Consider the following 26,089-nt stretch of genomic DNA (forward strand, 5'->3'; position numbering starts at 1 on the left):
AAATCTGCTTTACGCAGATCGTCGAGGACAAAAAGCCTGTTCGACCCGCGCGGGAATGTGGCCCGGTAGTGGAATGACTCGATTCTGTCAACCGCCATGGGCCCAGCTTGTGGGCTGGTTTTTGGCTCTTAGTCTTCCTACATCGGTGATGGAAGGGAATATAGGCACCGATGAGCAGATTACATCCCCAGGATGCGACCGGCAAGGGCAGGCTGCCCTTCATCGCATCGCTGTGGGCTGCGATCCTGGTTGCGCTGCTCTGCGCGATCGCGCCGGACGGTCCGCCTTCCAGCAAGCTCAATGGCTCCGCCTTCAGTTCCGCCACGACCGGCGTGGTGCTCAAGGCGCGCTCGCTGCCCGCGCCGCATCTGGCCCGCGCGCCCCGCCCTGATGGGGATGGGGTGGCCTTGCCCTGGCTGCTGGCGGCGGCGCTCGCCCTCATGCTCTCCTGGGGCCGTCTGGCGCCGGACGCGCCCCTGCCGCTGCTCGCACGCCACTACAGCCATCTTCGCGCGCGGAGTCGGCGCGCCCGCGCCCCACCCACCTTCCTCTGACATTTTTCCCGCCCGCCATGGCGGGCGTCCGTCAGACAGAAGGAATTGAGATCATGCCCCGCAAAAGAAAGATGCGCGGTGGCCGGCGCAATCCGCCCGGCTGGTTCATGCCCGTCGTCATGGCAGGGCTCGGCGCCGCCGGCGCCCTGCTCTCGATCGCGATGCTTGGCATCGTCGAATAATAGACAATGTTCCGCGCCGGCGGCAGGATGAAGGCCTGCTGCCGGCGGACAGGGAAGGAATTTCATGCCCCACCACACGCCCCTTATCGGGACGATCGTTGCCGGCCTCGTCGTGGCCTTCATCATGGGCGCCATTGCCCATCGCCTGAAATTATCGCCGCTGGTCGGCTATCTGGTCGCCGGCATCATGGTCGGCCCTTTCACCCCCGGCTTCGTCGCCGACAGCGGCCTGGCCAATGAACTGGCCGAAATCGGCGTCATCTTGCTGATGTTCGGCGTCGGCCTGCATTTCTCGCTCAAGGATCTGTTGTCGGTCAAGGCGATCGCCGTGCCCGGCGCGATCGTGCAGATTGCGGTCGCGACCCTGCTCGGCATGGGCCTTGGCTATCTGATGGGCTGGCCGCTGATGGGCGGGCTGGTCTTTGGCCTGGCTTTGTCGGTCGCCAGCACGGTCGTGCTGCTGCGTGCGTTGCAGGGGGCGGACCTGGTCGAAACGCGGCGGGGTCGCATCGCGGTCGGCTGGCTGATCGTGGAGGATCTGGTGATGGTCCTTGCCCTCGTACTCCTGCCGGCGCTGGCGGGGGTGATGAACAATGCCGATGCGGGCGGCGGGGCGAGCGCCCTGATCGCGCCGCTGGTCGGCACGCTGCTCAAGGTCGTCGGCTTCGTCGTGCTGATGCTGGTGGTGGGCCGTCGCCTCATCCCCTGGGCGCTGCACTGGGTGGTGCATAGCGGGTCGCGCGAGCTGTTCCGCCTCGCCGTGCTGGCGATTGCGCTGGGTGTCGCTTTCGGTGCCGCGATCGTGTTCGACGTGTCCTTTGCGCTGGGCGCCTTCTTTGCCGGCATGATCCTGGGCGAAACCCCGCTCAGCCGTCGCGCGACCGAGGAGACGCTGCCGCTGCGCGACGCCTTTGCGGTGCTGTTCTTCGTGTCGGTCGGCATGTTGTTCAACCCCGCGGTGGTGGTGGAACAACCGCTGCCGTTGCTGGCCACCGTCCTCATCATCGTCGTCGGCAAATCGATCGCCGCCTGGGGCATCGTCCGTGCCTTTGGCCATCCCAATGTCACGGCGCTGACGATCGCCGCCAGCCTGGCGCAAATCGGCGAATTTTCCTTCATCCTGGCGTCGCTGGGAGCGGGGCTGGGCGTGTTGCCGGCTGAGGCGCGCGATCTGATCCTTGCCGGTGCGATCGTGTCGATCTTCATCAACCCGATCCTCTTCTCGCTGATCGTGCGCGATCACAAGAAGGAGGAAGATGAGACGCAGGCCGAACCTGCGACCGATCAGCCGCGTCTCGGTCATGTCATTCTGGTCGGCTATGGCCGGGTCGGCAAGCTGATCGCCAAGCGCCTGGCCGAGCGCCATGTCCAGTTCGTGGTGATCGAGGGCGATCCCGAACGGGTCGAGGAAGCGGAGGAGGCCGGCCTGTCGGTGGTGCGGGGCAATGCGCTGGAGGACCGGCACCTGCTGGCGGCGGGCATATGCGAGGCGCGCTATCTGCTGATCGCCGTGCCCGAAGGCTTTGAGGGCGGCGCAATCAACGAGCATGCCCGCCATCTCAATCCCCATCTGCAGGTGATCGCGCGCGCGCATAGCGACGCCGAGGTGGCGCATCTCGAGGCGCTGGGCGTGCGCCATGTCGTCATGGGCGAGCGCGAACTGGCCGGGCGCATGCTGCACCTCTGCGGTGTCGGCTGACGGACAAAGAAAAAGGGCGGTGGACGATGGTCGATCGTTCACCGCCCTTTTTCAGGACTTCATGGTGCTGGCCTTAGCCGCGCGGCTTGCGCGGGCCGCCGGGGCGCTTGGGCCCGCCCTTGAAGGGGCGGGGCGCGTAGCCGGCCGGGCGCGGGCCACGGTCGTTCGGGCGGTTGCCCTGGCGACGATTGTCGCGGGCCTGCTCGCGCGGCGCGCCGTCGATCATCTCGAACGCCACGTCGGCGCCCTCGTCATTGGCCTCGCCCGAGCGCTTGACGGCCGACATGAAGCGGCTGGCGATCGCCCGCGGGATTTCGAACATGGTTTCGTTGGTGGTGATGCGGATCGCGCCGATGTCGCCGCGCGACACATGGCCGCGGCGGCAGATCAGCGGCAGGATCCAGCGCGGATCGGCATTCTGGCGACGGCCGATGTCCATGCGGAACCACTGGGTGTCCTCGAAGCCCGGACGCGGCCCTTCCTGGCGCGGCGGGGCTTCGCTGCGGTCCAGCAGTTCCTCGGGCGCGGGCAGCGAGGCGCGGGCGCTCTTCACCAGCATCGCGGCGATTTCCTTGGCCGACTTTTCCGCCAGCAGCTCGGCGCCCAGCGTCCAGTCGGCCTCGTCCAGATCGGCCTTTTCCATCAGGGTCGAGCGCAGGCGGGCATTATCCTGTTCCAGGATCGCTTCCTTGCTGGGCGGGGTGCCCCATTCGACCGGAATCTTGGCGCCACGCAGCATCGATTCGACGCGACGGCGACGCGGATAGGGGACGATCAGGACAGCGGTGCCCTTCTTGCCGGCGCGACCGGTGCGGCCCGAACGGTGCTGCATCGTCTCGGCGTCGCGCGGCAGTTCGACATGGACCACCAGCGTCAGGCTGGGCAGGTCGATGCCGCGCGCGGCGACGTCGGTGGCGACGCAGACGCGCGCGCGCTTGTCGCGCAGCGCCTGGAGCGCGTGGTTGCGCTCATTCTGGCTATGCTCGCCCGACAGCGCCACGGCGGCGAAGCCGCGCTCGGTCAGGCTGCTATGCAGGTGGCGGACATTGTCGCGGGTGGCGCAGAACAGGATCGCGGTTTCGGCTTCATGATAGCGCAGCAGGTTGACCACCGCATTCTCGATGTCCGACGGGGCGACGGTGACGGCCTGGTAGCTGATGTCGCCATGGCCGCGTTCTTCGCCGACGGTCGAGATGCGCAGCGCGTCCGACTGATAGCGCTTGGCCATCGCGACGATCGGCTTGGGCATGGTGGCCGAGAAGAGCAGGGTGCGGCGATCTTCCGGCGCGCTGTCAAGAATGCCTTCCAGATCCTCGCGGAAGCCCATGTCGAGCATTTCGTCCGCTTCGTCGAGGACGACGGTGCGCATTCCCGACAGGTCCAGCGCGCCGCGTTCCAGATGGTCGCGCAGGCGGCCGGGGGTGCCGACGACGATATGGGCGCCATGGCTGAGCGCGCGGCGTTCCTTGGCGGCGTCCATGCCGCCGACGCAGGTGGCGATGCGGGCGCGGGCGGCGCCATAGAGCCATTCCAGCTCGCGGCTGACCTGCAGCGCCAGTTCGCGCGTCGGCGCGATCACCAGCGCCAGCGGCAGGCCGGCGACGGGCAGCTTGTCGCCGCCGGTCAGCAGTTCGGCGGCCATGGCCAGGCCGAAGGCGACGGTCTTGCCCGAGCCGGTCTGTGCCGACACCAGCAGGTCGCGGCCCTGCGCTTCGTCCTGCGTCACTTCGGACTGGACCGGGGTCAGGCTTTCATAGCCCTTGGTGGTCAGCGCCTGGGCGAGCATGGAGGGGAGATGTTCAAAAGACATTTTTTCGTTTTCCATCGGTAAAGCGACCCGCCATTCCCGACGGATACGTGAAGACCTGCCATGCTCCCGCCGTGGAGAGCCCAGGGGTAGGTCGCGTCCCTGGTTCCAAAATCCTCCCCTTGTCGGGGGAGGGGGGCCGTCGACATCGCCGACGGTGGAGGGGTGTCCCCCTATGGCGCAGGCGACGAATGCCCCTTTGCCCGGCCTTGTGGCCCTCGGGCCGCTTCTTGAGTGAGCGGCTGGTCCTATAAAATAAGAAGGCCGCCTTCCCCCGCAAGGAGGGAAGGCGGCCCCTTTAATTCTTATCCCAGCGGGATCAGATCGAGGCGACTTCGGCCACGTCGACCTTCACGCCCGGACCCATCGACGACGACAGGGCGATCTTGCGGACATACTTGCCCTTCGAGCCCGAGGGCTTCGCCTTGACGATCGCGTCGACGAACGCATCGAAATTCTTGCGCAGGTCTTCAGCCGAGAAGCTCGACTTGCCGAGGCCAGCGTGGATGATACCGGCCTTTTCGACGCGGAATTCGATCTGACCACCCTTGGCGGCCTTCACGGCTTCGGCGACGTTCGGCGTGACGGTGCCCAGCTTCGGGTTCGGCATCAGGCCCTTGGGGCCCAGAACCTTACCCAGGCGACCCACCAGACCCATCATGTCGGGGGTGGCGATGACGCGCTGGAAGTCGATGTTGCCGGCCTGGATCGATTCGAGCAGGTCTTCGGCGCCCACGATGTCGGCACCGGCGTCGAGCGCCTGCTGGGCCTTGTCGTTGCGGGCGAACACGGCGACGCGAACGTCCTTGCCGGTGCCGGCGGGCAGGGTGACGACGCCACGGACCATCTGGTCGGCGTGACGCGGGTCAACGCCCAGGTTGATCGCGATTTCGACGCTTTCGTCGAACTTGGCGGTGGCGTGGGTCTTGATCAGGCCCAGCGCTTCGTCAACGCCGTGCAGCTTTTCGCGGTCGATCGCGGTCGCCAGGGCCTTCGCCTTCTTGGTCAGCTTTGCCATGGTCTTAGCCCTCCACCACTTCGAGGCCCATCGCGCGAGCGGAACCTTCGATGATCTTCGTTGCAGCGTCGATGTCGTTCGCGTTCAGGTCAGCCATCTTCGCCTGGGCGATTTCGGCGAGCTGGGCGCGGGTGATCTTGCCAGCGACGACCTTGCCCGGCTCCTTCGAGCCCGACTTCAGGTTGACGGCCTTCTTGATCAGGTAGGTGGCCGGCGGCTGCTTCGTCACGAAGGTGAACGAACGGTCCGCATAGACGGTGATGATGGTCGGCAGCGGGGTGCCCTTGTCCATCTTTTCCGTCGAGGCGTTGAACGCCTTGCAGAATTCCATGATGTTCACGCCGCGCTGACCCAGGGCAGGGCCGATCGGCGGCGAGGGGTTGGCGGCTCCGGCGGGCACCTGGAGCTTGATATAGCCCGTAATCTTCTTGGCCATTTTCACTCACTCTATAGCTGGCAAATCTGCGAGCAGATTCACCGGTTCAAGTTTAGCGGTCTAACAGCTCCCGCAAGGGAACCTCCCGCACATGTCCAGCCGCCCCGTGGGGAGGCATGGAAGCGCGGCCCTATAGCGACCTTCTTGTCCAAAGGGAAGGGGGAGTCTGTCATTCGGTCGATTCGGCTGAAAGCGCAGGGCTTCCCCAACAAAAAGGGCCGCCGGCTGAAAAGCGGGCGACCCTTTTTGAACAGCCTTGCGGCGGCTGGTTACTTCGACAGTTCGACCTGTTCGAAGTCCAGTTCCACCGGGGTGGCGCGACCGAAGATCGACACCGACACCTTGACCCGGTTCTTTTCGAAATCCAGTTCCTCGACCACGCCGTTGAAGCTGGCGAAGGGGCCGTCCAGCACCTTGACGCTGTCGCCGATTTCGTAATCGACATTGACCTTGTGCTTCGGGGCGGCGGCGGCTTCCTTCTGGGCGCCGAAATAGCGGGCGGCTTCGCTCTCGCTGATCGCCTGTGGCTTGCCCGACGAACCCAGGAAGCCGGTGACCTTGGGCGTGTTCTTGACGAGGTGATAGACGTCGTCGTTCATTGCCAGCTTGGCGAGGACATAGCCCGGCATGAACTTGCGTTCGACCTGGACCTTCTTGCCGCGCTTCACTTCGGTCACGGTCTCGGTCGGAACCTCGACCTGCTCGACCAGTTGCGACAGGCCCATGCGCTCGGCCTCGGTCAGGATCGATTCCTTGACCTTGTTCTCGAAGCCCGAATAGGCGTGGATGATGTACCAGCGCGCCATGTTACCGTCTTAAACTCCCTTTTGAACGCCGAGCGTTCAACGACCCGATGCGAGGCTCAGCAGCCACTGGACGATCGCACCGAAGAAGGTGTCGATACCGAAGAAGAAGATGCCCAGCAATGAGGTCATGATGACGACCATGATCGCGGTCATGATCGTTTCACGGCCGGTCGGCCAAACGATCTTCTTCGCTTCGGTCTGCACCTGATTGACGAATTCGCTCGGAGAAGTCTTCGCCATCGCGCTGTCAGCTCACCTTCAAAATCAATACCAAAGCGCGAAACGGCGGTCCGCCCTCCCGTTTCCCGCGATAAGTCGGTGTCGGGGGAGGCAGTCGTGCTTCGCGACCGATGCTTCGCTAAGCGCACTTAGCCGCGAACCCGTGATTGTTCAAGGTTCGCGGCTAGTTCGCTTGGCAGGAGTGGAGGGACTCGAACCCACGGCATTCGGTTTTGGAGACCGACGCTCTACCAACTGAGCTACACTCCTGCACTGGCCCGAGCCAGCGAAGGAGGGCGCTTTAGCGTGGCCTATCGGGGAGGGCAAGCGACTTTATGCAACTTCTTCAACAAGAATATGCGCGCTGGTCTGGCGCTCGGCTTCCGCGTTGATCTGGGCGCCCAGCAGCACGATATAGGCGGAGACGAACAGCCAGAGCTGCAGGATCACCACGGCCGCGAGCGAGCCATAGGTCTTGTTGTAATCGCCGAAGGTCGAGACGTAGAAGGAGACGCCCAGCGTCGCCACCAGCCAGAACAGCGTCGCGGCGATCGATCCCACGGTCAGCCATTGCCATTGCACCCGGCGACGATGCGGACCGAAGCGGTAGATCAGGCCGAAAATGCTGCTGGCGAGCAGGCCGGCGCAGATCCAGGTCGTCGCCTTGATCGCGAACAGCACGCCCGGTCCCCAGTTGGTCAGCAACTTCTGGAGCAGGCCGATGATCGTCGCGGTCACGACGCCGGCGACCACCACCAGCACGGCGGAAAAGGTGATTCCCATCGACACGCGATAGAAGGCGAAGATATTGCGCCCTTCCTTCTGCGCATAGACGATGTTGAGCGCCTCCATGATCGCCGAGGCGGCACGGGTGGCGCCATAGACGGCGAGGCCGAGTGCCAGGAACAGGCCGAAGCCGATCGCGGGCTTGCGTGCGCTGACCATCCCCAGCAACTGGTCGTTGATCAGCTGGGCGGCATCGGCGGGCACGACGGTGATGATCGCCTGCATGTGGCGGGCCACGATCTGCGGGTCACCGACCAGACCATAGGTGAGGACGACGGCGGCCAGCAGCGGGGCGATCGACAGGAAGGCATAATAAGCAACGCCGGCGGACAGCAGGCCCAGATGATTGGCCGACATGGCTGCATAGACGCGCTTCAATATCTCCCACCAGGCACGCGGCGGGATTTTCCATGGCGCATCGACATGCACCTGCTGGGCGATCGTTTCGGTCATGATTATCCCCTGCTGAACAGGGGTAGCGCCTGAACGGCGATAGGGTTCCCTGATTCGCCTCCCTCATGGTTTTCCCCGGTTAGGGTTTCCCGTTGTTGGAGGATTAACCTCCTTTCGCTACCAACGGCCGCTCGCAGCGAGGCGGCAGGGAGCGGACAAGTGGCGGAAAAGCGCTGGCAACAGCGGCTGAAGGGCTGGGACGGCCCGTTCACGGCGCCTGTGCCGGACAGCGCGCGCGAGGCTGTGCTGGATACCCAATATCGCCGTTTCCATCAGGCGTTGCCGCTTTTGTGCCTGCTGATCATGGCCAATGCCGTCGCGATGGCGCTCGCGGTGATGGGCGATCTGCCCTTGTGGCAACAGGTGACGCCGCCTGCGCTGATCTTCCTGGCCTGTGCGCTATCCCTGCAGCGCTGGCGCGGCGTACCGATCGCGACCGACGCCGGGGTGCAGGCGCACAGCCTGAAGCGGGTCGCCCATGTCGCGACCGCGTCCGGGCTGGTGGCGGGGCTGTGGGCGGTCAACGCCTTCACCGAAACCGAAATCTATTATTGCATGGTGGCGCCGGTGTTCATTGGCATCGGCGCGCTGGTTGCGGCGACGACCCTGCTCAGCGTGCCGCGCGCCGCGATCGGGGCGATGGGGGCGGCGGTGTTGCCGATCCTGGTGAAGATGGCGCTTTATGACAATCTGGGCGTGCGGGCGATGGCGGTGATGATGGCGATCGTCACGGTGATGCAGGCCAATCTGGTGCTGGGGAAGTTTCGCGAGACGGTGGCGATGCTGGTGTCGCAGCGCGACCTCGCGCGGCTGGCCGGCACCGATGCGCTGACCGGGCTCGACAACCGGCTGAGCTTCATGCGGGCGATCGAAGAGCGGGTGGAGCGGGGCGCGGCCTTCAGCGTGCTGCTCGCCGATCTCGACGGCTTCAAGCAGTGCAACGATCAGCATGGCCATCAGGCAGGGGATGTCCTGCTGACATCATTGGGTGGTCGGTTGCGGGCCTTGATGCCTGACGCGGTGAGCATCGCGCGGCTGGGCGGCGACGAATTTGCGCTGCTCCATGACGCGGAAACCGATGTCGACGCCCTGCATCGGCGCATGCCCGGCATCCGGCAGGCGATCGCCGCGCCGGTGGGCTGGCAGGGGCGCAGCCTGTCGGTCGGCAGCAGTTTCGGCATCGCCACCTTCCCGCAGGATGGGGCGGAGGCCGCCGCCGTCCTGCATGTCGCCGACACACGGCTCTATGCGGACAAGCGGCAGCGCAAAGGGCGACGATTTGTGGGGCCGCAACGCCAGATTGCTTAGAAGAACTGCCCGCCCTTCATGATGCGGCGCGCGCGGCCCTGCACCGGCACCTTGTCGAACGGCGTGTTGCCGGCCGAGGCCGCCATCTTCGCCGAATCGACGATCCATGGCGCGTCGGGATCGACCAGGATCAGGTCGGCGGCGCTGCCGGGCGCGAAGCTCCCGGCATTGACGCCCAATATCTTGGCCGGATTGGCGCTGAGCAGGGTCATCAGCCGGTTGAGGCTGAGATGGCCTTCGCGCACCAGGTTGAGCGAGAGCGCCAGTAGCGTTTCGGCGCCGGCCATGCCGGGCGACGCGTCGGCGAAGGGCAGGCGCTTGTCCTCCGGCCCGCGCGGATCATGGCCTGATGTGATGACATCGACCGTGCCGTCGGCGACGGCGGCGATGCTAGCATGGCGGTCGGCATCGGATCGGAGCGGCGGCGACAGGCGCGCAAAGGTGCGGAAGTCGGTCATCGCCTGATCGTTGAGGAACAGATAGGCTGGGCTGATGCCGCAGCTGACCTTCAGCCCCTCCGCCTTGGCGGCGCGGATCAGGTCGAAGCCGGCCTTGGTCGTGACCAGGCGGAAATGGATGGCAGCGCCGGTTTCGCGCGCCAGCATGATATCGCGCGCGATCGCCATCGCCTCGGCGCAGGCCGGGGCATGGGCCAGGCCCAGACGCGTCGCGGTTTCGCCACTGGTCGCCACCGCCTTGGCGGACAGGCCGCCATCCTCGGCATGGGCGATGACGGTGAGGCCAAGGCCCGAAGCGTAGGAGAGGATGCGTAGCATCACGCCCGAATCGGCGATCCACTGGCGACCGGTGCCGACCGCCTTGGCCCCGGCGATCTGCATCAGGCCCATTTCGGCCATTTCCGTGCCCTTGAGGCCGCGGGTCGCGGCGGCGATCGGGTGGACCCAGAAATCGGGCTTGCCCGCGCGGGTCGCTTCCCGGATCAGGCCGACCTCGTCCAGCGGCGCGCGCTGGTCGGGCATCAGGGCGGCGCGGGTGATGCCGCCGAAGTGGAAGGCCGGCTTGTCGGTGGCGAAGACGCCCAGGTCGATGAGGCCCGGCGCGACCACCAGCCCGCCGGCATCGACCTGCTGCGCGTCAACGGGAATGTCGACCGCGCCGGTGGCCAGGATGCGGTCATCCTCGATCAGGACGGTGCCGGGGACAAGGGCGTCGCCCGCCGGATCGGCCAGCTTGCCGTTGACGATTGCGATCCTGCTCACGCCCATCCCTCCACGCCGCGCGCCTGGCGCGTCAAAACATCCAGGCACGCCATGCGCACCGCCACGCCCATCGCCACCTGTTCGGTGATCGCCGACCGATCGGGATCGTCCGCCACCGTGCTGGTGATCTCGACGCCCCGGTTCATCGGGCCGGGGTGCATGACCAGGGCATCGGGCTTGGCGATGGCCAGCCGTTCGGGCGTCAGTCCGTAAAGTGCGTGATATTCGCGCGCCGACGGGATGAAGGCGCCGTCCATCCGCTCATTCTGCAGGCGCAGCATCATGACGACATCGGCGCCATTCAGCCCGTCTTCCATCCGGCTATAGGGGGTGGCGCCCAGCATCTCGACCTCGGGCGGCAGCAGGGTGGGCGGGGCGACCGCGCGCACCTGTGCGCCCAGCGCGGCGAGGCAGAGCATGTTGGAACGAGCAACGCGGCTGTGCAGCACGTCGCCGCAGATGGCGACCACCAGCCCCTCGAACCCGCCCTTGCGGCGGCGGATGGTCAAGGCATCGAGCAGCGCCTGCGTGGGATGCTGGTGCCAGCCATCGCCCGCGTTCAGCACCGGGCAGTCGACCTTGTCGGCGATCAGTGCGACCGCGCCGGAACTCGCATGGCGGATGACGATCACGTCGGCGGCCATGGCATTGAGCGTCATGGCGGTGTCGATCAGGGTCTCGCCCTTCTTCACGCTGGACGTAGCCGCGGCCATGTTGACGACGTCGGCGCCCAGCCGCTTGCCGGCGATCTCGAACGACAGCAGGGTGCGGGTGCTGTTCTCGAAAAAGGCGTTGATCTGGGTCATGCCCGCCAGCCGGTCGTCATGCTTGCGCGCCTGGCCCTTGTTGGTGCGGGCCCAATGTTCGGCCTCATCTAGCAGGAAACGGATTTCCCAGGGCTTGAGGTCGGCGATCGACAGCAGGTGCCGGTGCGGGAACAGCGCCCGGCCGGTCAGCTCGGGCGTTGCATCAGGAATGAAGATGTCGGGCATGAGCCGGGTCTTTAGGCCAGGCTTTCGGTTGGGGCAAGGCGGGGAAAGACCCGATCAGGCCCGGCCGCGCCATTTCCCCCACAGGGCGCGATCCTTCAGCACCTCACGCGCGGCATTATGGCCCGGCGCACCAGTGACGCCGCCGCCCGGATGGGTGCCCGCGCCGCACATATAGAGGCCCTTCATCGGCCCGCGATACGCGCCATGCCCCAACACAGGCCGCGCCGCCCACATCTGGTCCAGCGTCAGATTGCCATGCATGATGTCGCCACCGATCAGGCCGAACTTGCGTTCCAGGTCGAGCGGCGAATGGATCTGGCGGGCGATAACGCTCTTTGCAAAGCCCGGCGCCTGCGCCTCGACCGTGGCGATGATATGGTCGGCCGCCGCCTCGCGCTCATCGTCCCAGCTTCGCCCGTCGGGCAGTTCGGGCGCGAATTGCTGGCAGAAGAGGCTGGCGACATGGCATCCCTCGGGCGCCAGACTGTCGTCGATGGTCGACGGGATCAGCATCTCGACGATCGGCGCCTTCGACCAGCCGTCGCGCTTCGCATCCAGATAGGCGCGGTCCATATAGTCGAGCGTCGGCGCGATGATGATGCCGGACTGGTGATGCTCGCCAATGCCGGGCAGGCAGGTGAAGTCGGGCAGGGCGGCGAGCGCGACATTCATGCGGAAGGTGCCCGATCCGGCCTTGAACGCCTTGATGCGCTTCAGAAAATCGGCGGGCAGGTTGGCCGGTTGCATCATTCGCTCATAGAGCAGCTTGGGGCCGACATTGGCGATGATGCTGGCGCCCATCACTTCCTCGCCGCTGGCCAGCTTCACGCCGACGGCGCGGTCGCCATCGACCAATATATGGTCGACCGGCGCCTCCAGGCTGATCTCGACACCCATCGCCCGCACGACCTTCGCCATGGCCTGGGTGATCGTGCCCATGCCGCCGACGCTGTGGCCCCAGGCGCCCTTCTTGCCGTTCACCTCGCCGAACACATGGTGCAGCAGCACATAGGCGCTGCCCGGCGTGTCGGGAGAGGCGAAATTGCCGACGACCGCGTCGAAGCCGAAGGCGGCCTTGACCGCCTCGCTCTCGAACCAGCTGTCGAGGAAGCTGCGGGCCGATTTGGTGAACAGGTCGAGCACGTCACGCTGTTGCTCGATATCGAGCCCTGCGACGCGGCGCCCCTGTTTCAGCGCCTCGACCACCATGGTCAGGCCATCGCCGACATTGGGCGGGCTTTTCAGCACCAAGTCGCGCAACACGTCCGCGACGACTTCCAGCGCGTCATAATAGGCCGGCAGAGTGGCGGCGTCGCGCGCGCTGAACCGGGCAAACTCGGCCTGGGTCCGCTCCAGCCCGCCGCCCAGTTTCAGATAGCCGCCATCGGGCTGGGGCAGGAAATTGCTGATCGGCCGCTCGATCACGCGATAGCCATGGTCCGCGAGCTTCATGTCGCGGATGACCTTGGGATTGAGCAGGCTGACCGTGTAGCTGGCGGTCGAGTTGCGGAAGCCGGGGTGAAATTCCTCGGTCACCGCCGCGCCGCCGACGACATCGCGGCGCTCCACCATGCGCACCTTGTAGCCGGCGCGGGCGAGGTAGAAGGCGCAGACAAGGCCGTTATGGCCCGCACCGATGATGACGGCGTCATAGGCTTTGGTCACAACATATCCCTCCCCGAAAAAGCGCCGTCATCCCCGCGTAGGTGGGGATCCATCTCCAGCCATCTCCCCATAGGTGAGGTCGGGGGATGGATTCCCGCCTGCGCGGGAATGACGAGAATCATGATAGTCGAAAGACCATCCCATTTTAGGGGCGCGGTGTTGGCGCGCCTGCGGAATGATGGTGCGCATCCGCGCGCAGAAATGGCGCAGCGCGACTTCCTGGTCGCTCAGCGGGCCGACGGTGAAGCTGTCCGACGCCATGCCGGCCTGCACGCGGGCGACAAGCGCGGTATCCTCGGCATTGACCTGGCGGTTGATGCGCCAGTTGAGATAGCGGGCCGCCTTCATCTCGCGGCGGCTATCGGGCAGGGCATAGCTGATCTCGCGGATCAGCGTCTGCGTCGGCGACACCGGCAGCCACTGCATGAAATCCACCTGGTCGGGATAGATGTCGAAGGCGACATTGGGCCAGAGCTTGAAATAGGTCCATAGCCGCTGCCGATCGGGCGGAAGATGCGGGACGGCCGGCAGGAAATGCTGATAGGCGCGCTCGGACAGGTTGGCGGACGGGCGATCGAGGATCGGCCCCCACATCTTGTCGGCATAGGGGCTGGCTTCGACGCCATAGCCATCGCCCATCAGCCGCTTGAGGCCGGGGTGGGCGACCGCGATATGCAGGCCGTCGGAATAATTGTCGCCGATATTCTTCCAGTTCACCGCGCGTGGGCGCAGCGTGACGCGGCCAAGCGCGCGCAGTTCGGAAAAACGATAGGGCGCGATCTCGTCGATATAGGGCGCCATCATCTGCGCCACCGACGGCCCGCCATCATCCTCAAGCCGGACGAACAGGAAGCCGTGGAAATTCTCGATATCGACGGGGGAAAGTCCATGCCTGGACCGGTCGAGATTGCCATAGCTGCCCGCCATCGGCAGGCCCGTCAGGCAACCGTCCAGACCATAGGTCCAGGCATGGTAGGGACAGACCAGCTTTCTGGTGCGACCCGAGGGCCCGTCCACTAGGCGCGCGCCGCGGTGGCGGCACACGTTGGTAAAGGCGCGGGCTTCGCCGTCATCCCCGCGGATGACGATGATGCTCTCGCCAAGATAGTCCAGCACATGGAAATCGCCCGGCGCCGGCAGGTCGCTGTCATGGGCGACGATCTGCCAGCTCGGGCGGAAGATGCGACGGGTTTCGACGGCGAAAAATTCGGGATCGCTATAGGTCCATGCCGGCAGGCTATAGCCCGCGTCCGGATCCGGTCCGCATCCCGTCTCGCCCATCTACCCCGCATGCCCCATTGCAGTTGTACGCTTGTATAACGAGCGGGCAGGGAATTTCCATTATATTTTTGTGACAGCTATTCTCAGCTGGTCCGTTCGGGCACTTCGCCCCAGTCGGACAGGATCGACGCGCGGCTGGCGACCGCTTCCCAGGGAAAGACGAACCAGTCCTTGGTGACGACGCGGTCGATCGTGGTCGCGCGATATTCGACCTTGGCGGCCGAGCTGACATTGTCGATCAGCACGGCAAAGCGCAGATGATCGGCCGGCGCGCCGGCCAGCGCCGCGCGCAACTGGTTGATCGTGCGGCCGCTGTCATTGATGTCGTCGACGAACAGCAGGCGCGATCCTTCGAGCGCCATCGCCACCAGCTTGTCGAGCAGCTCGTCGCAGAAACCGACGACCTGGGCCGACAGGTCGACCGACAGCATCGGCTGGCTGATGGCGTGGGACAGATAGGTGGCCGGCACCAGGCCGCCGCGCCCGACGCCGACAATATAGTCGGGCCGCCAGTCCGATTTGGCGATCGCGCCGGCCACGGCGTCGATATGGGAGAGGAAGCTCTCCATCGGAATGTCGGTCAGGATCGGTTGGGTCATGATATGGTTGCCATCTGCGAATCGGCCCTATCGGCCGCCTGCGCCCCATAGCGCCGTGCCAGCAGGGCACAAGCCATCAGCTGAATCTGGTGGAACAGCATGACCGGCAGGATGATCGGCCCGACGGCCGCTGCGGGGAAGAGGACGCCGGCGATCGGCACGCCCGAGGCAAGGCTCTTCTTCGAGCCGCAAAATTGCAGCACGATCGCATCTTCGCGGGAAAAGCCGAGCAGCCGGCCAAGCCCCCAGGTGAAGAGCAGCACGATCACCAGCATGGCGATGCAGAGCAGCGCGAGCAGCGCCAGCTCCGCGCGCGAGACCCGGTGCCACAGTCCTTCGACCACCGCCGCGCTGAAGGCGGAATAGACCACCAGCAGGATCGATGTGCGATCGACCCGGCCGACCAGCGTCTTGTGCCGCGACACGAAGCCGCCGATCCAGGGACGGGCAAGATGGCCGAGCACGAAGGGCAGCAGCAATTGCAGCATGATCCCCTCGACCGAGGAAAGGGAGATGAGGTTGCTGCCGCCGCGCTGCATCAGCAATGCCACCAGCAGCGGCGTCAGCACGATGCCGAGCAGGTTGGAGAAGGAGGCGCTGACCACGGCGGCGGCGACATTGCCGCGCGCAATCGCGGTGAAGGCGATCGAGCTTTGCACCGTCGATGGCAGCAGCGCCAGGAACAGCAGGCCCGCGCGCATATTCTCCGGGATCGCGCCGATCTGTTGCAGCAGGATGCCGACCAGCGGGAAGAAGAGGAAGGTCGTGCCCAGAGTCGCGAGATGGAGTTGCCACGCCTTGGCACCGCCCCAGATCGCCTCGCGCGACAATTTTGCCCCATGCAGGAAAAAAAGCAGCACGATGCCGGCATCCGCAACGATCGATGCGACATGGGCGCCCTGGCCGCGGGCGGGCAGGGCCGACGCTAGGGCAACGGTGCAGAGCAGCAGGACGAGGAAGGGATCGAGGATCAGGCGCAGGCGAGTCATCATGATTCCGGGCATAGGGAAGGGGCTTGGAAAAGGATAGACGCCGCCCCATCCTCTGGGCCAACAGCCTTGGCACAGAGTATCGGGAGAGAATTTGCGTGAGCGACCATATCGCCATCATCGAGACGAACGGCGTGCTCGAAATCCATATCGACCGGCCCGACAAGAAGAATGCGCTGACCGGGCCGATGTACCGCGCGATGATCGCCGCGCTGGCCGATGCGTCGAGCCGGCCGGAGATTGGCGTGGTGCTGTTCGCGGGGCGGGGCGACGCCTTTTGCGCCGGCAATGACCTCAAGGACTTCATGGCCGGTCCGGAGGGCGGCGCTGCCGCCTTCGATTTCATCAGCGCGATTGCCGCCTTCGACAAGCCGATCGTCGCGGCGGTGCAGGGGCTGGCCGTGGGCGTCGGCACGACGATGCTGTTCCATTGCGACCTGGTCTATGCCGCGCCCGACGCGCGCTTCGTCATGCCCTTCGTCAATCTGGGCATCGTGCCGGAGGCCGGCTCCAGCCTGCTCGCGCCCGCGATCATGGGCCATGCCAGGGCGGCGGCGATGCTGATGCTGGGCGAGCCGATGGATGCGGAAGGGGCCGATCGCGCCGGTTTCGTGACGGCGATCGTGACAGGAGACGCGCTGCTCGACCATGCCCGCGCCAAGGCGGCGGCGTTGATGGCCAAGCCGCCCCAGGCGCTGATGGCGACGCGCCGGCTGATGAAGGGCGATCCCGCCGCCTTGCAGGCGCGCATCGCCGAAGAAGCCCGGCTGTTCCGCGAAGCGCTGGCCTCGCCCGAGGCGCAGGAGGCGTTCATGGCCTTTTTCGAAAAGCGCGCGCCGGTCTTCAAGCGGGCCTGATCGAAGCGTGGCCGGGGGAAGGGATCAGTCCTTGCCCCGTCGCTCGAACTTCAGTTCGCTCACGATCACGGCGGCGATGATCAGCAGCGCGCCGGCCAGCGCCGTGGCGGGCTGGCGGTCGCCCGCGATCCGGCCCAATATCCCCGCCCAGACCGGCTCGCCGGCATAGATCAGGGTCGCGCGGGTCGGCGATACGGTGCGCTGCGCCCAGTTCATCACGAACTGGATCAGCGCCGTCATCGCGCCCAGGCCACAGGCCGACAGGATCACCGTCCAGGAAAAGGGCGGGATCGCCTCACCCATCGGCGCCATCAGGCCGAAGGCGAGCAGCGACGTGACCGCCAGTTGCACCAGCGTGACGCGGGCAATGTCGACCTTGCCGGCCCACAGGCTGATGAAGATGATCTCCAGCGCGATCGCCAGCGTGCTGATGAGCGTCAGCGCCTCGCCTTTGCCCAGCGACAGCCCTTCGCGCGGGGCGGCGATCAGGATCAGGCCGGCAAAGGCCAGCGCGACGCCGACCCAACTGGTCCAGCGCGGCCGCCGCCGCAATATCGCCCATTGGAGGATCGGCACCAGCGGCACATAGGCGGCGGTGATGAAGGCCGATGTGCTGCTGGATATGGTCTGCAGCGCCCAGGTCTGGAGCGTGTAGCCGCAGAAGATGCCAAGGCCGATCATCGACCCGGCCAGCAGTTCGCGCGCCGTCAGGCCGCGCAGCACCGGCCAGGCGAGCGGCAGCGCGAGCAGCGCCGCCGTGCCGAAGCGCATCCCCACGAAGAAGAGCGGCCCGCTCTGCTGCATGGCATGATGCACGATCAGGAAGGTCGCGCCCCACAGCACGGTGATCCCGATCAGCGCGAGTTCGGGACGGCCGATCATCAGCCGGGGCGCAGGGCTCTTGTCGAGGGCGGCATTGTGCAACATAATGCACATCGCGTTATGAGCAATATATTGCACAGTCAAGTCGAAGTCCCGCGCCCGGACGTTCTTTCCCATGTCGCGGGCAATATCCGCCGCCTGCGCGCCGCCAAGGGGCTGAGCCAGGATGCGCTGGCCAGCGCGGCCGGAGTCAGCCGGCGCATGCTGGTGGGAATCGAGAGCGGCGAGGCCAATGTCAGCCTGTCGACGCTCGACCGGCTGGCGCAGGCGCTGGACGTCAGTTTCTCGCACGTCGTGCGCGCGCCCGACATGCCCGACAATAGCCGGATCGATACCCTCGCCTGGCAGGGCGAGGATGCACATAGCCGCGCGACCCTGCTCGGCACCGTGCCGGCCGCGCGCGAGGCGGAGCTATGGACCTGGTCGCTGGCGCCGGGTGATCGCTACCCGGCAGAGGCGGACGCCGCCAACTGGCACGAGATGCTCTATGTGGTGGAAGGCGTGCTGACGGTCGAGATGGATGCCGGCACGCGCACGATCGCGGCGGGCGACTTCCTCATCTTCAGCAGCGACCGCCCCTATGTCTTCGTCAATCGCGGAACGGACCTGCTGCGCTTCGTGCGCAACGTAGTGTTCTAGGCGGCGCCGGCGAGTGTCGGGAGGGGCGGGGTGCGGACTGGCCCTTGTCCCGTCATGCCAGCGAACCCTGAGCCACCTTTGTCGTAACAACGGGTTCAGATCGGGCATCTTCCTTTGCAAAATCGAGGATGCCCATCAAGGCACCATGAAGCGTGGCATGGATTTCGCCGCGTTTCTCGCCGGGATGCAGTACGATCCGGTGGATGAGCGAACGAATGGCGTCAGAGGCGTCGAGCCGGGTTTCCGGGTCTTCCAGCGCTTGGGAGAAGCGTTCCATCTCCCGCTTGTAGATTTCAGCGACGCCGGGATGAACGTCAGGAACAGCCTGGGGGGCGAGCGCCATGCGGGCGGCGATTTCACTCTTCTGCCGTTCAAGCTCCGCCATGCGGGCCTTCATCGTGGGCTGATAGAGCCCATCCTCGATAGCGGTCATGATTCCGGCAATGGCGCGCTCGATCTTGTCCAGTGAGCGGCGATCGACTTCAATCTGCATCCGCTGCTCGCGATTATGGCGGTTGATATATTCGGCATAGGCGGCAACGGCCGCCTGGACCTTTTCCGGTGACACCAGCCGTTCACGCAGACCCGCAAGCGCCCGCTCTTCCAGCGCATCGCGGCGAATGGTGCGGCTGTTGGCGCAGGTATGGCGGCGATGATAGTTCATACAGCCAAAGCGGCCATTGACCGCCAGACCGACCTTGCCCCCGCACAGGCCGCATTCTACAAGGCCGGATAGGAGCGTGACCGGGCGCCGCGCCTGATGCATCCGGCTGGCCTGCGCCGCATGAACGCCGTCGATCATCGGCTTATATTGCTCGCCAAGCACGTCCTGCCGATGCTTTACCGCCTGCCAAATATCATCGCTTATGATGCGGAGCTGAGGCGCTTCGGCTCGAACCCATTCGGACTCCGGATTGGGACGACGCACGTTCCGGCCGGTGTGCGGGTCCTTGACGGACTGCTTATGGTTCCAGACCCGGACGCCGACATACATTTCGTTGTTGAGGATGCCGATGCCGAGGCTCCGCTTGCCGCGTATGGTGGTGTCGCTCCAAGGACGGCCCGATGGACCGGGAATGCCGTCGGTATTCAGATCGCGCGCGATAGCGCGGGGACTCTTGCCCGCCGCGAACTCGCGGAAGACTCGCTCGACAATGGGAACCTCTGACGGTTCGATCCGGCATTCGCCGCGTACCAAGTCGCCTTCGGAGGAAAGTCGCCGCACCGTGCGATAACCATAGCCTACCGGTCCTGCCGAAAAGCCCTTCTCGACACGTCCGCGCTGTCCGCGATGGGTCTTCTTCGCGAGGTCCTTGAGGAACAGCGCGTTCATCGTGCCTTTGAGGCCGACATGCAGTTCGGAAATCTCGCCTTCGGCGAGCGTGACGAGCGGCACGCGGGCGAACTGGAGATGCTTGAAGAGCGTCGCCACATCCGCCTGATCGCGCGACACCCGGTCCAGCGCTTCGGCAAGGACAATATCGAACTTGCCCGCCTGCGCATCCTGCACCAGCGCTTGGATACCGGGGCGCAGGATCATGCTGGCGCCGGAGATCGCGGCATCATCATAGAGGCCTACGACATGCCAGCCCTCGCGCGCTGCGCGCTCGCGGCAGATGCGAAGCTGATCCTCGATCGATGCCGCGCTTTGCTGATCCGAGGAATAGCGAGCGTACAGGGCAACGCGATTCATCAGGCTTTCCCTTCGGTCCAAGGGTTGAACAGGCGGATACCAGTCGCCTCGAAGTCGGAAATATTGCGAGTGACGAGTGTAAGTTCGTGCTGCTGCGCATGGGCGGCGATGAAAGCATCCATCGCGCCCATGGGGCGGCCCGCGCCTTGTGCTCGATTGACAATACGGCCCCACATATCCGCCGTTACGCTGTCGATGGAGAGCAGTCTTTCCTCAAATCGCGGCGCCAGTTGTTCGGTCAGCCAGATGTCGAGGCCCGACTGTCGTGCCCCCTTGTCCATGCGCTCGATGCCGTGGCGCAGTTCGGCTAGCGATACCACGCTCAGGAACAGATCCTCCTCATCCACCGACGCCAGCCAATCCATCACGCCGGGATCAGGACGCGGCTTCGCTCCCTCTGAGATGATGTTGGTGTCGAGCAGGAAACTCATAGATCAATCTCGCGAACACCATCCTTGAGGCGATCGACCTCAAGACCCGATCCGCGCAACGGCGAGGTCAGCAGGAAGTCGGCGAAGCTGCCACGATGCTGGCGACGTTGAACCCGTTCCCATAGTTCGGCATCGACCACGACGACGGCGCTTTTGCCGTGACGCGTAATCGCCTGGGGCTCGCGCCGCGCCTTCTCGATGACTTCGCTCAGGCGCGCCTTGGCCTGCGCTACCGTCCAGCTATCAGGATGCGTTTCGACTACCATAACCACATCTCCATTTATCATGGTCATAATAGCCAAAACCTTCGAAAAGTCAAGGTTCCGGCGGCCGTAGTGGTGGTCCAGAATCATTGTCATTGGCCGCTTTGCGTGCCCCGATATGCTGGCGCGCGATATGCCGACCGATGGCTTGCGCGATGTGCGATAGCGCGGCTTCGACACTCATCCCGGACAGGTCGGATTCCGGTTCGTTGTCGTTGGCGGGGCGCAAGCGATTGGGAGCCGCAGTATCGTCACCCTTTTCCATGGCCCGCCTTTCCCTGAGAGGACGGGTTGTCGTTGTCGGCCCTGTAGCCAGCGGGATTAGCGATCCAGCGCTCGACGGCGGACTCATGCCAGCCCGCGCCATGGACGCTGATCTTGAGTTGGGCAGGAAAAGTGCCGTCGGCTATCTTGCGATAGATGGTCGAGCGGGAAAGCCCGGTGCGGGCACGGACGGTATCGAGACGGATAATACGTTCTGCATTCGACATTGGGGAGGCTTTCAAATCATGCGTTGGCGATGCCCCCTAAAGCCCAGAATGGCGCAGTTTCCGCGCAAGACAAGATGCGCGCGCTCGACCTTTATAAAGGCCGGATGCCAATCATAGGGCTATGGAGGGACGGAGAGGGACATCGGCGGTCATAGCGGGACTTGGCGGGAATTTGCCCGCTTCGGTTCCGCATGCGTTTTTCTCAGGCATTGTTGCCTGATTGCCACGCTTTTTACGCTCGCCGATCCGCCTCAGACCATTTGAGCTATGATGTATTCGGCATATCCATCGGTCCTTTCCCCGATGGCCTGCCCGCCAAGACAGAAGATTGTGCGAATCGCGCGCCGTGCGCAAGAGGCTATCACGCCGAATGCGGTGGCACGGCTGTCTCGCCGGTTCGCCGGCGTCAAACTCATGAATGCGAAGCTGAAGGAGGCTGAGAGATACGGCGTATGTCCGGACGATTCCACATCATCACGGGCGGACCAGGTTCCGGCAAAACCACTCTGATCCAATTTCTGTCCACCCAAGGCTTTCACTGCATGCCGGAGACGGGGCGGGCGATCATCATAGATGAGGTCGCCAAGGACGGGAGCGCTTCGCCGTGGGCCGATCGCGCTGCGTTTGCTGCCAAGATGTTTACCCGGGAATTACATGCCTACAAGGAGGCTGGCTCCCTTCAGGGACAGGTGATTTTCGACCGGGGCCTTCCCGATATCGTGGGCTATCTTCAGCTTTGCGGCCTCGACGTTCCGGTCGCTCTGATGCATGCCGCAGAAGTTCTGCGCTACGCCGAGCGCGTCTTCATCGCCCCTCACTGGCCTGCAATTTACGAACAGGATACCGAACGGCAGCAGAGCGAAGATGAAGCGAAGGCAACATTCGAGGCCATGGTGCATGCCTACACGTCGCTAGGCTATCAGCTTGTCCATTTGCCGCTTGTATCCGTCGAGAAGCGCGCAGCCTTCATCCGGTCTCGGATCGACGCATGACCGACTGCCTGAAGCAACCTCTATCGATCCATTGTTCCCATTCGTGGGGATTGGACTCCTTGGCTCGCATGATTTATGGGCGACTCAGCACCGGGGCGCTGGCCGCGCTCTATTCCGCTGCGCTCCACCGAGCCAGCGCTATGCGCCGTCTCGGCACCTTCCGGCGTAACGATCGCTGACGCGGGAAGTGGCTGCGCCACTCCCATGCAGACATCGCGCCTGGGCGCGATGGCGTAAACCGGCTCCGGCAAGCGGTGTGATCGTCACTTCCCTCTAGGCGCGTCGCGGCGGCCCGCAACCCGGCTGCGCCGGGTCTTCCTCTTCGTTCCAGCCCTTACGGGTGCAGTCCGCCTCTGTCGCCGCGCCTGCCGGTGCGCTCTTGCCGCCCACCCCGCATTCCGGGGCCGGGATGATGCGAAGAGGAGTGAAGGAACATGGAACTCAAGCATATCGATATCGCCCGCCTCTCGGTGTCTTCCGCCAACATGCGCGGGGGAAAGAAGGCTCCAGACCTCACTAACATTCTGCCTTCGGTGCGCGCGCGGGGTGTGCTCGTGCCGCTGATCGTGCGGGAAAATGGTTCGCCCGACGCCTACGAGATCGTGGCAGGCAAACGGCGCTATCATGCCGCACTGGCAGTTGCCGAGGAAAGCGGGAGCATCGATCCGCTGCCCTGTGCAGTTATGGAAGCAGGTGACGACGCGGCGGCGCTGGAAGCCTCGCTGATCGAGAATATCGCGAGGTTGGACCCCGATGAAATGACGCGCCACGAAAGTTTCACCCGACTTGTTCGGGAGGGGCGCAGCGTGGATGACATCGCTCTGACCTTCGGGTTGACTGCGCTACAGGTGAAGCGGACCCTCGCGCTGGGCAATCTGATGCCGCGCATCCGCAATCTCTATCGGGCTGATCGTATCGATGCCATCACCGTGCGGCACCTGACCCTTGCCACCAAGGCGCAACAGCGTGAATGGCTGGCATTGCTTGACAGCGAGAGCGACCAAGCCCCCTTGGGCCAGAACCTCAAGGCGTGGCTCATGGGCGGTGCGGCCATTTCCACCAAGGTCGCGCTGTTCGATGTTGAGCGCCATTCCGGCGAAATCGTCTCCGACCTGTTCGGCGAGGACAGCTATTTTGCCTGTGGGGCCGATTTCTGGACGGCGCAGATGGTCGCGATCGAGGAACGTGCGGCTGCCTACCGGGAGGCAGGTTGGCCGGAGGTCGTCGTAATGGAGCGCGGCGAATATTTCCACACATGGGAGCATGAGCGCTGCCAGAAGAAAAAAGGCGGACGGGTCTATATTGCGATCAGCCATCGCGGCGAAGTGACATTCCATGAGGGCTACATCACCGGGAAGGAAGCCGGTAAGCGCGAGGCAGGAGAAAGCCTATCAAAGCCCCTGCGCCCGGAGGTCAGCGCTCCTACTCAGAACTATATCGATCTTCACCGGCATGCCGCCGTGCGCGCGTCCCTGCTTTCGCAGCCCGCGATGGCGCTTCGCCTGATGCTGGCCCATGCCATTGTCGGTTCGCCCCTGTGGCGGGTGGATGTGGAGAAGCAGCGGGCCAATACGGATGCCATCGCGGAGAGCGTGGAAGCCAGCGCATCGGAAGCCATCTTCGACGCCGAGCGCCGCGCGGTTCTGGACCTGCTCGGCTTCGATCCCGAGACGCCCACCGTCACGGGCGGCTATGCAGGCGATCATGGCTTGCCGGGGCTGTTCAACCATCTGATGGGCCTTCCCGACGAAATGGTCATGTCCGTCCTTGCTGTCGTCATGGGCGAGACACTGACGGCGGGAAGCACGACGGTCGAATTGTTGGGCGCGCTGCTCAAGGTGGATATGGCGGCAGTCTGGCAGGCCGACGACGCCTTGCTCGACAGCATCCGCGACAGGGAGGTCATCGGCAGGATCATCGCAGACGTGGCAGGCGACACGGTTGCCAGCGCCAATGCGGCAAAAAGCGCCAAGGTACAGCGTCAGATTGTTCGCGATTGCCTCGCCGGAACGAATGGCCGCGAAAAGCAAGAGGGCTGGGTGCCGCGCTGGATGACCTTCCCGCCGTCCGCCTACACCGAACGCGGCGGCGTCGGTAGCGCTGAACGATGGAGCAAGATTTCGGCGCTGCGCGATACGCCGGAGACTGTTCCTGCGAAGATGCAGCCGCCCATGGCGCAGGCGGCCTGACAGTGCAGCGACCCGGAGGCGAGCGCGCCTCCGGGTGTCCTTTCGGGACAAGGCCAACCCGGAAACAAATCACGGCCAAGCGGCTGAAAAATCGCGCGTCCGGCAAAGCCGGACGCTTTCGCATGACTGTCGCGCCGCTATCAACCGTGACGGAATCTTATTATTCCGAAGCTGAAATAGATTTCGGCTAACAAAAAAGGCCGACGCGGATGCCGGCCTTAGTTAGTTAGGAGAGGTGCCGAGCCAGTCGGCGTGCGCGATATTGCACCTGCGAAAGCAATTCCGCAACTGCGAAATGGGCCGTGGTGCAAATGGGCAGCCACTATCGCATGATTTTCGGGGATTTCGATCAGGAGCAGCGGGGAAGCCGGGATATTCGGCGGCCTTCCAGGTTGCCAGAGGCCTGATAAAAATACATCCTGGAAAAATGATCGGACTATTTTTCCTTGCTTCGGCTTCTGTGGCTGATCCGACGATCGCGATCCCAGTTTGCGTCCCCGTAGCCACGGATCAACTAAAGCCGACAACATCTGATATCGAAGAACATCGCGCGTTGCGGCAGGCGATGGATGAACCAATGCCTAACGTTCCACCGATGGTCATGTTGCACGGCAAAGGCGGCCATTTGGCTACACAAGAGTACAGCATCATCGTCGCCCGGAATGCAGATGGTCTTTGGCGTGGAACGGCAGTTGGTCGCAGCCAGGTATCGGTGAAGGATGCACCTTATACCTCAATGAAACGGGCTGCGTGGGTACTCGACAAAGATACTGCTCAGCGCCTCGAGGATGCGATTTCCCGGATCTGCCCTATTGATAGAACCGATTCCAGTTCGGGAGCGAACGAGCCGCCACCCAGATATTATATCCCGAAAAAATCGATGTCGTGACAGTGGGGCACCACCCATACTCCTTCTATGTACGGGAAGCGGAAGGCATTGCGGCTTTGATCCGGCCGCCCAAGTAATTTTGATGCTGAGACGAGGGCAGAGGCTGCGAGGCTGCAATCAGTCGGAGTTGACATGGCAGGCGGGGGTTATCGCCTATTTTCGAGGAGGGCGATGGTAGCTCAAGCCAGCAATATAAGCTCAAAGGGATCGGGTATGAAGTTGTTGTCTATCGGGTTTCTTGCGCTTGTCGCAGCAGCCCCTGAACCCGCCAAAGCTAGCGAAATCGAAGGGCCTGCAAGGTTCTGTGGCTATTCGCCAATAATTGATCTTCTGCACGGGGAGAAAGTGACAACCCTGGACGGAGGTATACACGGAGGCAGCTTCCGCTGGGAAGGTTCATTTGGTGAAATGCACGTTTACGGTATCGGTTGGGCCCGTCGTCCGGACGGTCGAATAATTAAGGCCGCCGCCGCAGACAATCCCGCACGGTTCGGGCAGCGTAAGACAAACCGCCGCTACCGAATTGCGATCTGGAATGGTTCACACGCCGCAGCTTATTTCGAATCGTCACGGCCGTTCACAGTATCCCAGTTGAAAGCGATTGATCGGGTGCGACTCTACGAGGAAGAACAAGCTCCCGCTGATTGTAGCCTCCGTACCGTTTTCGTCGTCGAGTAGCTTGGTCCTGCCTGACGAAAACCCCGTGGATCGCGCCGGGTTTCACCTGATCGTCAATTGCGATCTCGTCT

The 26,089-nt window shown here is 64.2% G+C and carries 28 protein-coding genes and 1 tRNA gene; 10 read left to right on the plus strand and 19 right to left on the minus strand.

The genetic code is table 11. From position 1 onward, the window contains the following. Window positions 1–170 precede the first annotated feature (170 nt). From BRX37_RS13585 to ybaL, 3 genes are all read left to right on the plus strand, one after another. The gene (locus BRX37_RS13585; RefSeq protein WP_125987594.1) at window positions 171–554 is read left to right on the plus strand and encodes a hypothetical protein; all 384 of its coding nucleotides are present in this window, start codon (window positions 171–173) and stop codon (window positions 552–554) included. A 53-nt stretch (window positions 555–607) separates the two neighbouring features. Further along, complete coding sequence (locus BRX37_RS27290; RefSeq protein WP_257211493.1) at window positions 608–736, plus strand: hypothetical protein; 129 nt, start codon at window positions 608–610, stop codon at window positions 734–736. Between the two features lie 64 nt (window positions 737–800). Continuing rightward, window positions 801–2,435, plus strand: a complete 1,635-nt coding sequence (gene ybaL, locus BRX37_RS13590) for a YbaL family putative K(+) efflux transporter (protein WP_125987596.1) — start codon at window positions 801–803, stop codon at window positions 2,433–2,435. A gap of 73 nt (window positions 2,436–2,508) precedes the next feature. Here the strand turns inward: ybaL and BRX37_RS13595 are convergent, their stop codons facing one another. The 7 genes from BRX37_RS13595 to BRX37_RS13625 all read right to left on the minus strand — a co-directional run bounded on the left by BRX37_RS13595 (window position 2,509) and on the right by BRX37_RS13625 (window position 7,960). Continuing rightward, a complete protein-coding gene (locus BRX37_RS13595; RefSeq protein WP_125987598.1) occupies window positions 2,509–4,245 on the minus strand; it encodes a DEAD/DEAH box helicase in 1,737 nt (578 codons plus the stop codon). A 316-nt stretch (window positions 4,246–4,561) separates the two neighbouring features. Next, on the minus strand, window positions 4,562–5,260 hold the full coding sequence (gene rplA / locus BRX37_RS13600) for a 50S ribosomal protein L1 (protein ID WP_004207896.1): 699 nt from the start codon (window positions 5,258–5,260) through the stop codon (window positions 4,562–4,564). Between the two features lie 4 nt (window positions 5,261–5,264). After that, window positions 5,265–5,696: a 50S ribosomal protein L11 gene (gene rplK / locus BRX37_RS13605; RefSeq protein WP_004207895.1), complete on the minus strand. Its 432-nt coding sequence runs from the start codon at window positions 5,694–5,696 to the stop codon at window positions 5,265–5,267. Window positions 5,697–5,965: 269 nt separating this feature from the next. Then, window positions 5,966–6,502, minus strand: a complete 537-nt coding sequence (nusG, locus tag BRX37_RS13610; RefSeq protein WP_004207894.1) for a transcription termination/antitermination protein NusG — start codon at window positions 6,500–6,502, stop codon at window positions 5,966–5,968. Window positions 6,503–6,538: 36 nt separating this feature from the next. Then, entirely contained in the window at window positions 6,539–6,742 is a 204-nt protein-coding gene (secE, locus tag BRX37_RS13615; protein WP_004207893.1) for a preprotein translocase subunit SecE, read from the minus strand. Between the two features lie 173 nt (window positions 6,743–6,915). Next, window positions 6,916–6,991 (minus strand) — tRNA-Trp (locus BRX37_RS13620). Between the two features lie 63 nt (window positions 6,992–7,054). Continuing rightward, entirely contained in the window at window positions 7,055–7,960 is a 906-nt protein-coding gene (locus BRX37_RS13625; RefSeq protein WP_017499834.1) for a YihY/virulence factor BrkB family protein, read from the minus strand. A 159-nt stretch (window positions 7,961–8,119) separates the two neighbouring features. Here BRX37_RS13625 and BRX37_RS13630 point away from each other — a divergent pair, with 159 nt between their 5' ends. Further along, window positions 8,120–9,268 (plus strand): GGDEF domain-containing protein, encoded by a 1,149-nt coding sequence (locus BRX37_RS13630; protein ID WP_125987600.1) that lies wholly within the window; start codon window positions 8,120–8,122, stop codon window positions 9,266–9,268. Here BRX37_RS13630 and BRX37_RS13635 read toward each other — a convergent pair. The 6 genes from BRX37_RS13635 to BRX37_RS13660 all read right to left on the minus strand — a co-directional run bounded on the left by BRX37_RS13635 (window position 9,265) and on the right by BRX37_RS13660 (window position 16,014). Next, window positions 9,265–10,488 (minus strand): dihydroorotase, encoded by a 1,224-nt coding sequence (locus tag BRX37_RS13635; RefSeq protein WP_125987602.1) that lies wholly within the window; start codon window positions 10,486–10,488, stop codon window positions 9,265–9,267. The two genes, BRX37_RS13630 and BRX37_RS13635, sit on opposite strands and share 4 nt — an antisense overlap. Then, window positions 10,485–11,480 carry an aspartate carbamoyltransferase catalytic subunit gene (locus BRX37_RS13640; protein ID WP_125987604.1) on the minus strand — a complete coding sequence of 332 codons (996 nt, stop codon included), beginning with the start codon at window positions 11,478–11,480 and terminating at the stop codon, window positions 10,485–10,487. The genes BRX37_RS13635 and BRX37_RS13640 overlap by 4 nt, the downstream gene beginning before the upstream one ends. 54 nt (window positions 11,481–11,534) lie before the next feature. Further along, complete coding sequence (locus BRX37_RS13645) at window positions 11,535–13,145, minus strand: phytoene desaturase family protein (RefSeq protein ID WP_125987606.1); 1,611 nt, start codon at window positions 13,143–13,145, stop codon at window positions 11,535–11,537. 27 nt (window positions 13,146–13,172) lie between these two features. Next, window positions 13,173–14,426 carry an aromatic ring-hydroxylating oxygenase subunit alpha gene (locus BRX37_RS13650; protein WP_125987608.1) on the minus strand — a complete coding sequence of 418 codons (1,254 nt, stop codon included), beginning with the start codon at window positions 14,424–14,426 and terminating at the stop codon, window positions 13,173–13,175. A gap of 83 nt (window positions 14,427–14,509) precedes the next feature. Continuing rightward, entirely contained in the window at window positions 14,510–15,025 is a 516-nt protein-coding gene (locus BRX37_RS13655; protein ID WP_125987611.1) for a phosphoribosyltransferase, read from the minus strand. Beyond that, window positions 15,022–16,014, minus strand: a complete 993-nt coding sequence (locus BRX37_RS13660; RefSeq protein WP_048937566.1) for a bile acid:sodium symporter family protein — start codon at window positions 16,012–16,014, stop codon at window positions 15,022–15,024. The genes BRX37_RS13655 and BRX37_RS13660 overlap by 4 nt, the downstream gene beginning before the upstream one ends. Window positions 16,015–16,112: 98 nt before the next feature. Here BRX37_RS13660 and BRX37_RS13665 point away from each other — a divergent pair, with 98 nt between their 5' ends. Next, a complete protein-coding gene (locus BRX37_RS13665; RefSeq protein WP_010336334.1) occupies window positions 16,113–16,871 on the plus strand; it encodes an enoyl-CoA hydratase in 759 nt (252 codons plus the stop codon). A 24-nt stretch (window positions 16,872–16,895) separates the two neighbouring features. Here BRX37_RS13665 and BRX37_RS13670 read toward each other — a convergent pair whose 3' ends face one another. Then, complete coding sequence (locus tag BRX37_RS13670) at window positions 16,896–17,798, minus strand: DMT family transporter (RefSeq protein ID WP_010336335.1); 903 nt, start codon at window positions 17,796–17,798, stop codon at window positions 16,896–16,898. Window positions 17,799–17,813: 15 nt separating this feature from the next. Here BRX37_RS13670 and BRX37_RS13675 point away from each other — a divergent pair, with 15 nt between their 5' ends. Continuing rightward, window positions 17,814–18,392 (plus strand): helix-turn-helix domain-containing protein, encoded by a 579-nt coding sequence (locus BRX37_RS13675; protein WP_004207882.1) that lies wholly within the window; start codon window positions 17,814–17,816, stop codon window positions 18,390–18,392. Window positions 18,393–18,444: 52 nt separating this feature from the next. Here the strand turns inward: BRX37_RS13675 and BRX37_RS13680 are convergent, their stop codons facing one another. The 5 genes from BRX37_RS13680 to BRX37_RS13700 are packed head-to-tail and all read right to left on the minus strand — an operon-like array spanning window position 18,445 to window position 21,270. Continuing rightward, entirely contained in the window at window positions 18,445–20,085 is a 1,641-nt protein-coding gene (locus BRX37_RS13680) for a recombinase family protein (RefSeq protein WP_010336337.1), read from the minus strand. After that, on the minus strand, window positions 20,085–20,516 hold the full coding sequence (locus BRX37_RS13685) for a type II toxin-antitoxin system VapC family toxin (RefSeq protein WP_010336338.1): 432 nt from the start codon (window positions 20,514–20,516) through the stop codon (window positions 20,085–20,087). Before BRX37_RS13685 ends, BRX37_RS13680 begins: the two co-directional genes overlap by 1 nt. After that, a complete protein-coding gene (locus BRX37_RS13690; RefSeq protein WP_010336339.1) occupies window positions 20,513–20,782 on the minus strand; it encodes a type II toxin-antitoxin system Phd/YefM family antitoxin in 270 nt (89 codons plus the stop codon). Before BRX37_RS13690 ends, BRX37_RS13685 begins: the two co-directional genes overlap by 4 nt. Window positions 20,783–20,831: 49 nt before the next feature. Further along, on the minus strand, window positions 20,832–21,044 hold the full coding sequence (locus BRX37_RS13695) for a hypothetical protein (RefSeq protein ID WP_010336340.1): 213 nt from the start codon (window positions 21,042–21,044) through the stop codon (window positions 20,832–20,834). Then, on the minus strand, window positions 21,031–21,270 hold the full coding sequence (locus BRX37_RS13700) for a helix-turn-helix transcriptional regulator (protein WP_010336341.1): 240 nt from the start codon (window positions 21,268–21,270) through the stop codon (window positions 21,031–21,033). Before BRX37_RS13700 ends, BRX37_RS13695 begins: the two co-directional genes overlap by 14 nt. A gap of 452 nt (window positions 21,271–21,722) precedes the next feature. Between BRX37_RS13700 and BRX37_RS13705 the strand changes: the two genes are divergently transcribed. The 4 genes from BRX37_RS13705 to BRX37_RS13720 all read left to right on the plus strand — a co-directional run bounded on the left by BRX37_RS13705 (window position 21,723) and on the right by BRX37_RS13720 (window position 26,018). Continuing rightward, entirely contained in the window at window positions 21,723–22,262 is a 540-nt protein-coding gene (locus tag BRX37_RS13705) for an AAA family ATPase (protein WP_063141364.1), read from the plus strand. A gap of 434 nt (window positions 22,263–22,696) precedes the next feature. After that, on the plus strand, window positions 22,697–24,451 hold the full coding sequence (locus tag BRX37_RS13710) for a ParB/RepB/Spo0J family partition protein (RefSeq protein WP_010336343.1): 1,755 nt from the start codon (window positions 22,697–22,699) through the stop codon (window positions 24,449–24,451). Between the two features lie 427 nt (window positions 24,452–24,878). Then, a complete protein-coding gene (locus BRX37_RS13715) occupies window positions 24,879–25,340 on the plus strand; it encodes a hypothetical protein (RefSeq protein WP_143560213.1) in 462 nt (153 codons plus the stop codon). Between the two features lie 213 nt (window positions 25,341–25,553). Further along, window positions 25,554–26,018, plus strand: coding sequence for a hypothetical protein (locus tag BRX37_RS13720; protein WP_080572796.1), 465 nt, complete (start codon window positions 25,554–25,556; stop codon window positions 26,016–26,018). Window positions 26,019–26,089: the final 71 nt, after the last annotated feature.

The sequence above is a fragment of the Sphingomonas sp. S-NIH.Pt3_0716 genome (assembly GCF_003950715.1).
Classification (GTDB): domain Bacteria; phylum Pseudomonadota; class Alphaproteobacteria; order Sphingomonadales; family Sphingomonadaceae; genus Sphingobium; species Sphingobium yanoikuyae_A.

Coding starts and splice junctions, on each gene's coding strand:
- BRX37_RS13640 (WP_125987604.1), bottom strand. CDS start 11,480: ATGCCCGACATCTTCATTCCTGATGCAACGCCCGAGCTGACCGGCCGG.
- BRX37_RS13695 (WP_010336340.1), bottom strand. CDS start 21,044: ATGGAAAAGGGTGACGATACTGCGGCTCCCAATCGCTTGCGCCCCGCC.
- BRX37_RS13700 (WP_010336341.1), bottom strand. CDS start 21,270: ATGTCGAATGCAGAACGTATTATCCGTCTCGATACCGTCCGTGCCCGC.
- ybaL (WP_125987596.1), top strand. CDS start 801: ATGCCCCACCACACGCCCCTTATCGGGACGATCGTTGCCGGCCTCGTC.
- BRX37_RS13685 (WP_010336338.1), bottom strand. CDS start 20,516: ATGAGTTTCCTGCTCGACACCAACATCATCTCAGAGGGAGCGAAGCCG.
- nusG (WP_004207894.1), bottom strand. CDS start 6,502: ATGGCGCGCTGGTACATCATCCACGCCTATTCGGGCTTCGAGAACAAG.
- BRX37_RS13710 (WP_010336343.1), top strand. CDS start 22,697: ATGGAACTCAAGCATATCGATATCGCCCGCCTCTCGGTGTCTTCCGCC.
- BRX37_RS13625 (WP_017499834.1), bottom strand. CDS start 7,960: ATGACCGAAACGATCGCCCAGCAGGTGCATGTCGATGCGCCATGGAAA.
- BRX37_RS27290 (WP_257211493.1), top strand. CDS start 608: ATGCCCCGCAAAAGAAAGATGCGCGGTGGCCGGCGCAATCCGCCCGGC.
- BRX37_RS13675 (WP_004207882.1), top strand. CDS start 17,814: ATGAGCAATATATTGCACAGTCAAGTCGAAGTCCCGCGCCCGGACGTT.
- BRX37_RS13595 (WP_125987598.1), bottom strand. CDS start 4,245: ATGTCTTTTGAACATCTCCCCTCCATGCTCGCCCAGGCGCTGACCACC.
- BRX37_RS13650 (WP_125987608.1), bottom strand. CDS start 14,426: ATGGGCGAGACGGGATGCGGACCGGATCCGGACGCGGGCTATAGCCTG.
- BRX37_RS13705 (WP_063141364.1), top strand. CDS start 21,723: ATGTCCGGACGATTCCACATCATCACGGGCGGACCAGGTTCCGGCAAA.
- BRX37_RS13690 (WP_010336339.1), bottom strand. CDS start 20,782: ATGGTAGTCGAAACGCATCCTGATAGCTGGACGGTAGCGCAGGCCAAG.
- secE (WP_004207893.1), bottom strand. CDS start 6,742: ATGGCGAAGACTTCTCCGAGCGAATTCGTCAATCAGGTGCAGACCGAA.
- BRX37_RS13655 (WP_125987611.1), bottom strand. CDS start 15,025: ATGACCCAACCGATCCTGACCGACATTCCGATGGAGAGCTTCCTCTCC.
- BRX37_RS13660 (WP_048937566.1), bottom strand. CDS start 16,014: ATGACTCGCCTGCGCCTGATCCTCGATCCCTTCCTCGTCCTGCTGCTC.
- rplK (WP_004207895.1), bottom strand. CDS start 5,696: ATGGCCAAGAAGATTACGGGCTATATCAAGCTCCAGGTGCCCGCCGGA.
- rplA (WP_004207896.1), bottom strand. CDS start 5,260: ATGGCAAAGCTGACCAAGAAGGCGAAGGCCCTGGCGACCGCGATCGAC.
- BRX37_RS13720 (WP_080572796.1), top strand. CDS start 25,554: ATGAAGTTGTTGTCTATCGGGTTTCTTGCGCTTGTCGCAGCAGCCCCT.
- BRX37_RS13680 (WP_010336337.1), bottom strand. CDS start 20,085: ATGAATCGCGTTGCCCTGTACGCTCGCTATTCCTCGGATCAGCAAAGC.
- BRX37_RS13670 (WP_010336335.1), bottom strand. CDS start 17,798: ATGTTGCACAATGCCGCCCTCGACAAGAGCCCTGCGCCCCGGCTGATG.
- BRX37_RS13585 (WP_125987594.1), top strand. CDS start 171: ATGAGCAGATTACATCCCCAGGATGCGACCGGCAAGGGCAGGCTGCCC.
- BRX37_RS13715 (WP_143560213.1), top strand. CDS start 24,879: ATGATCGGACTATTTTTCCTTGCTTCGGCTTCTGTGGCTGATCCGACG.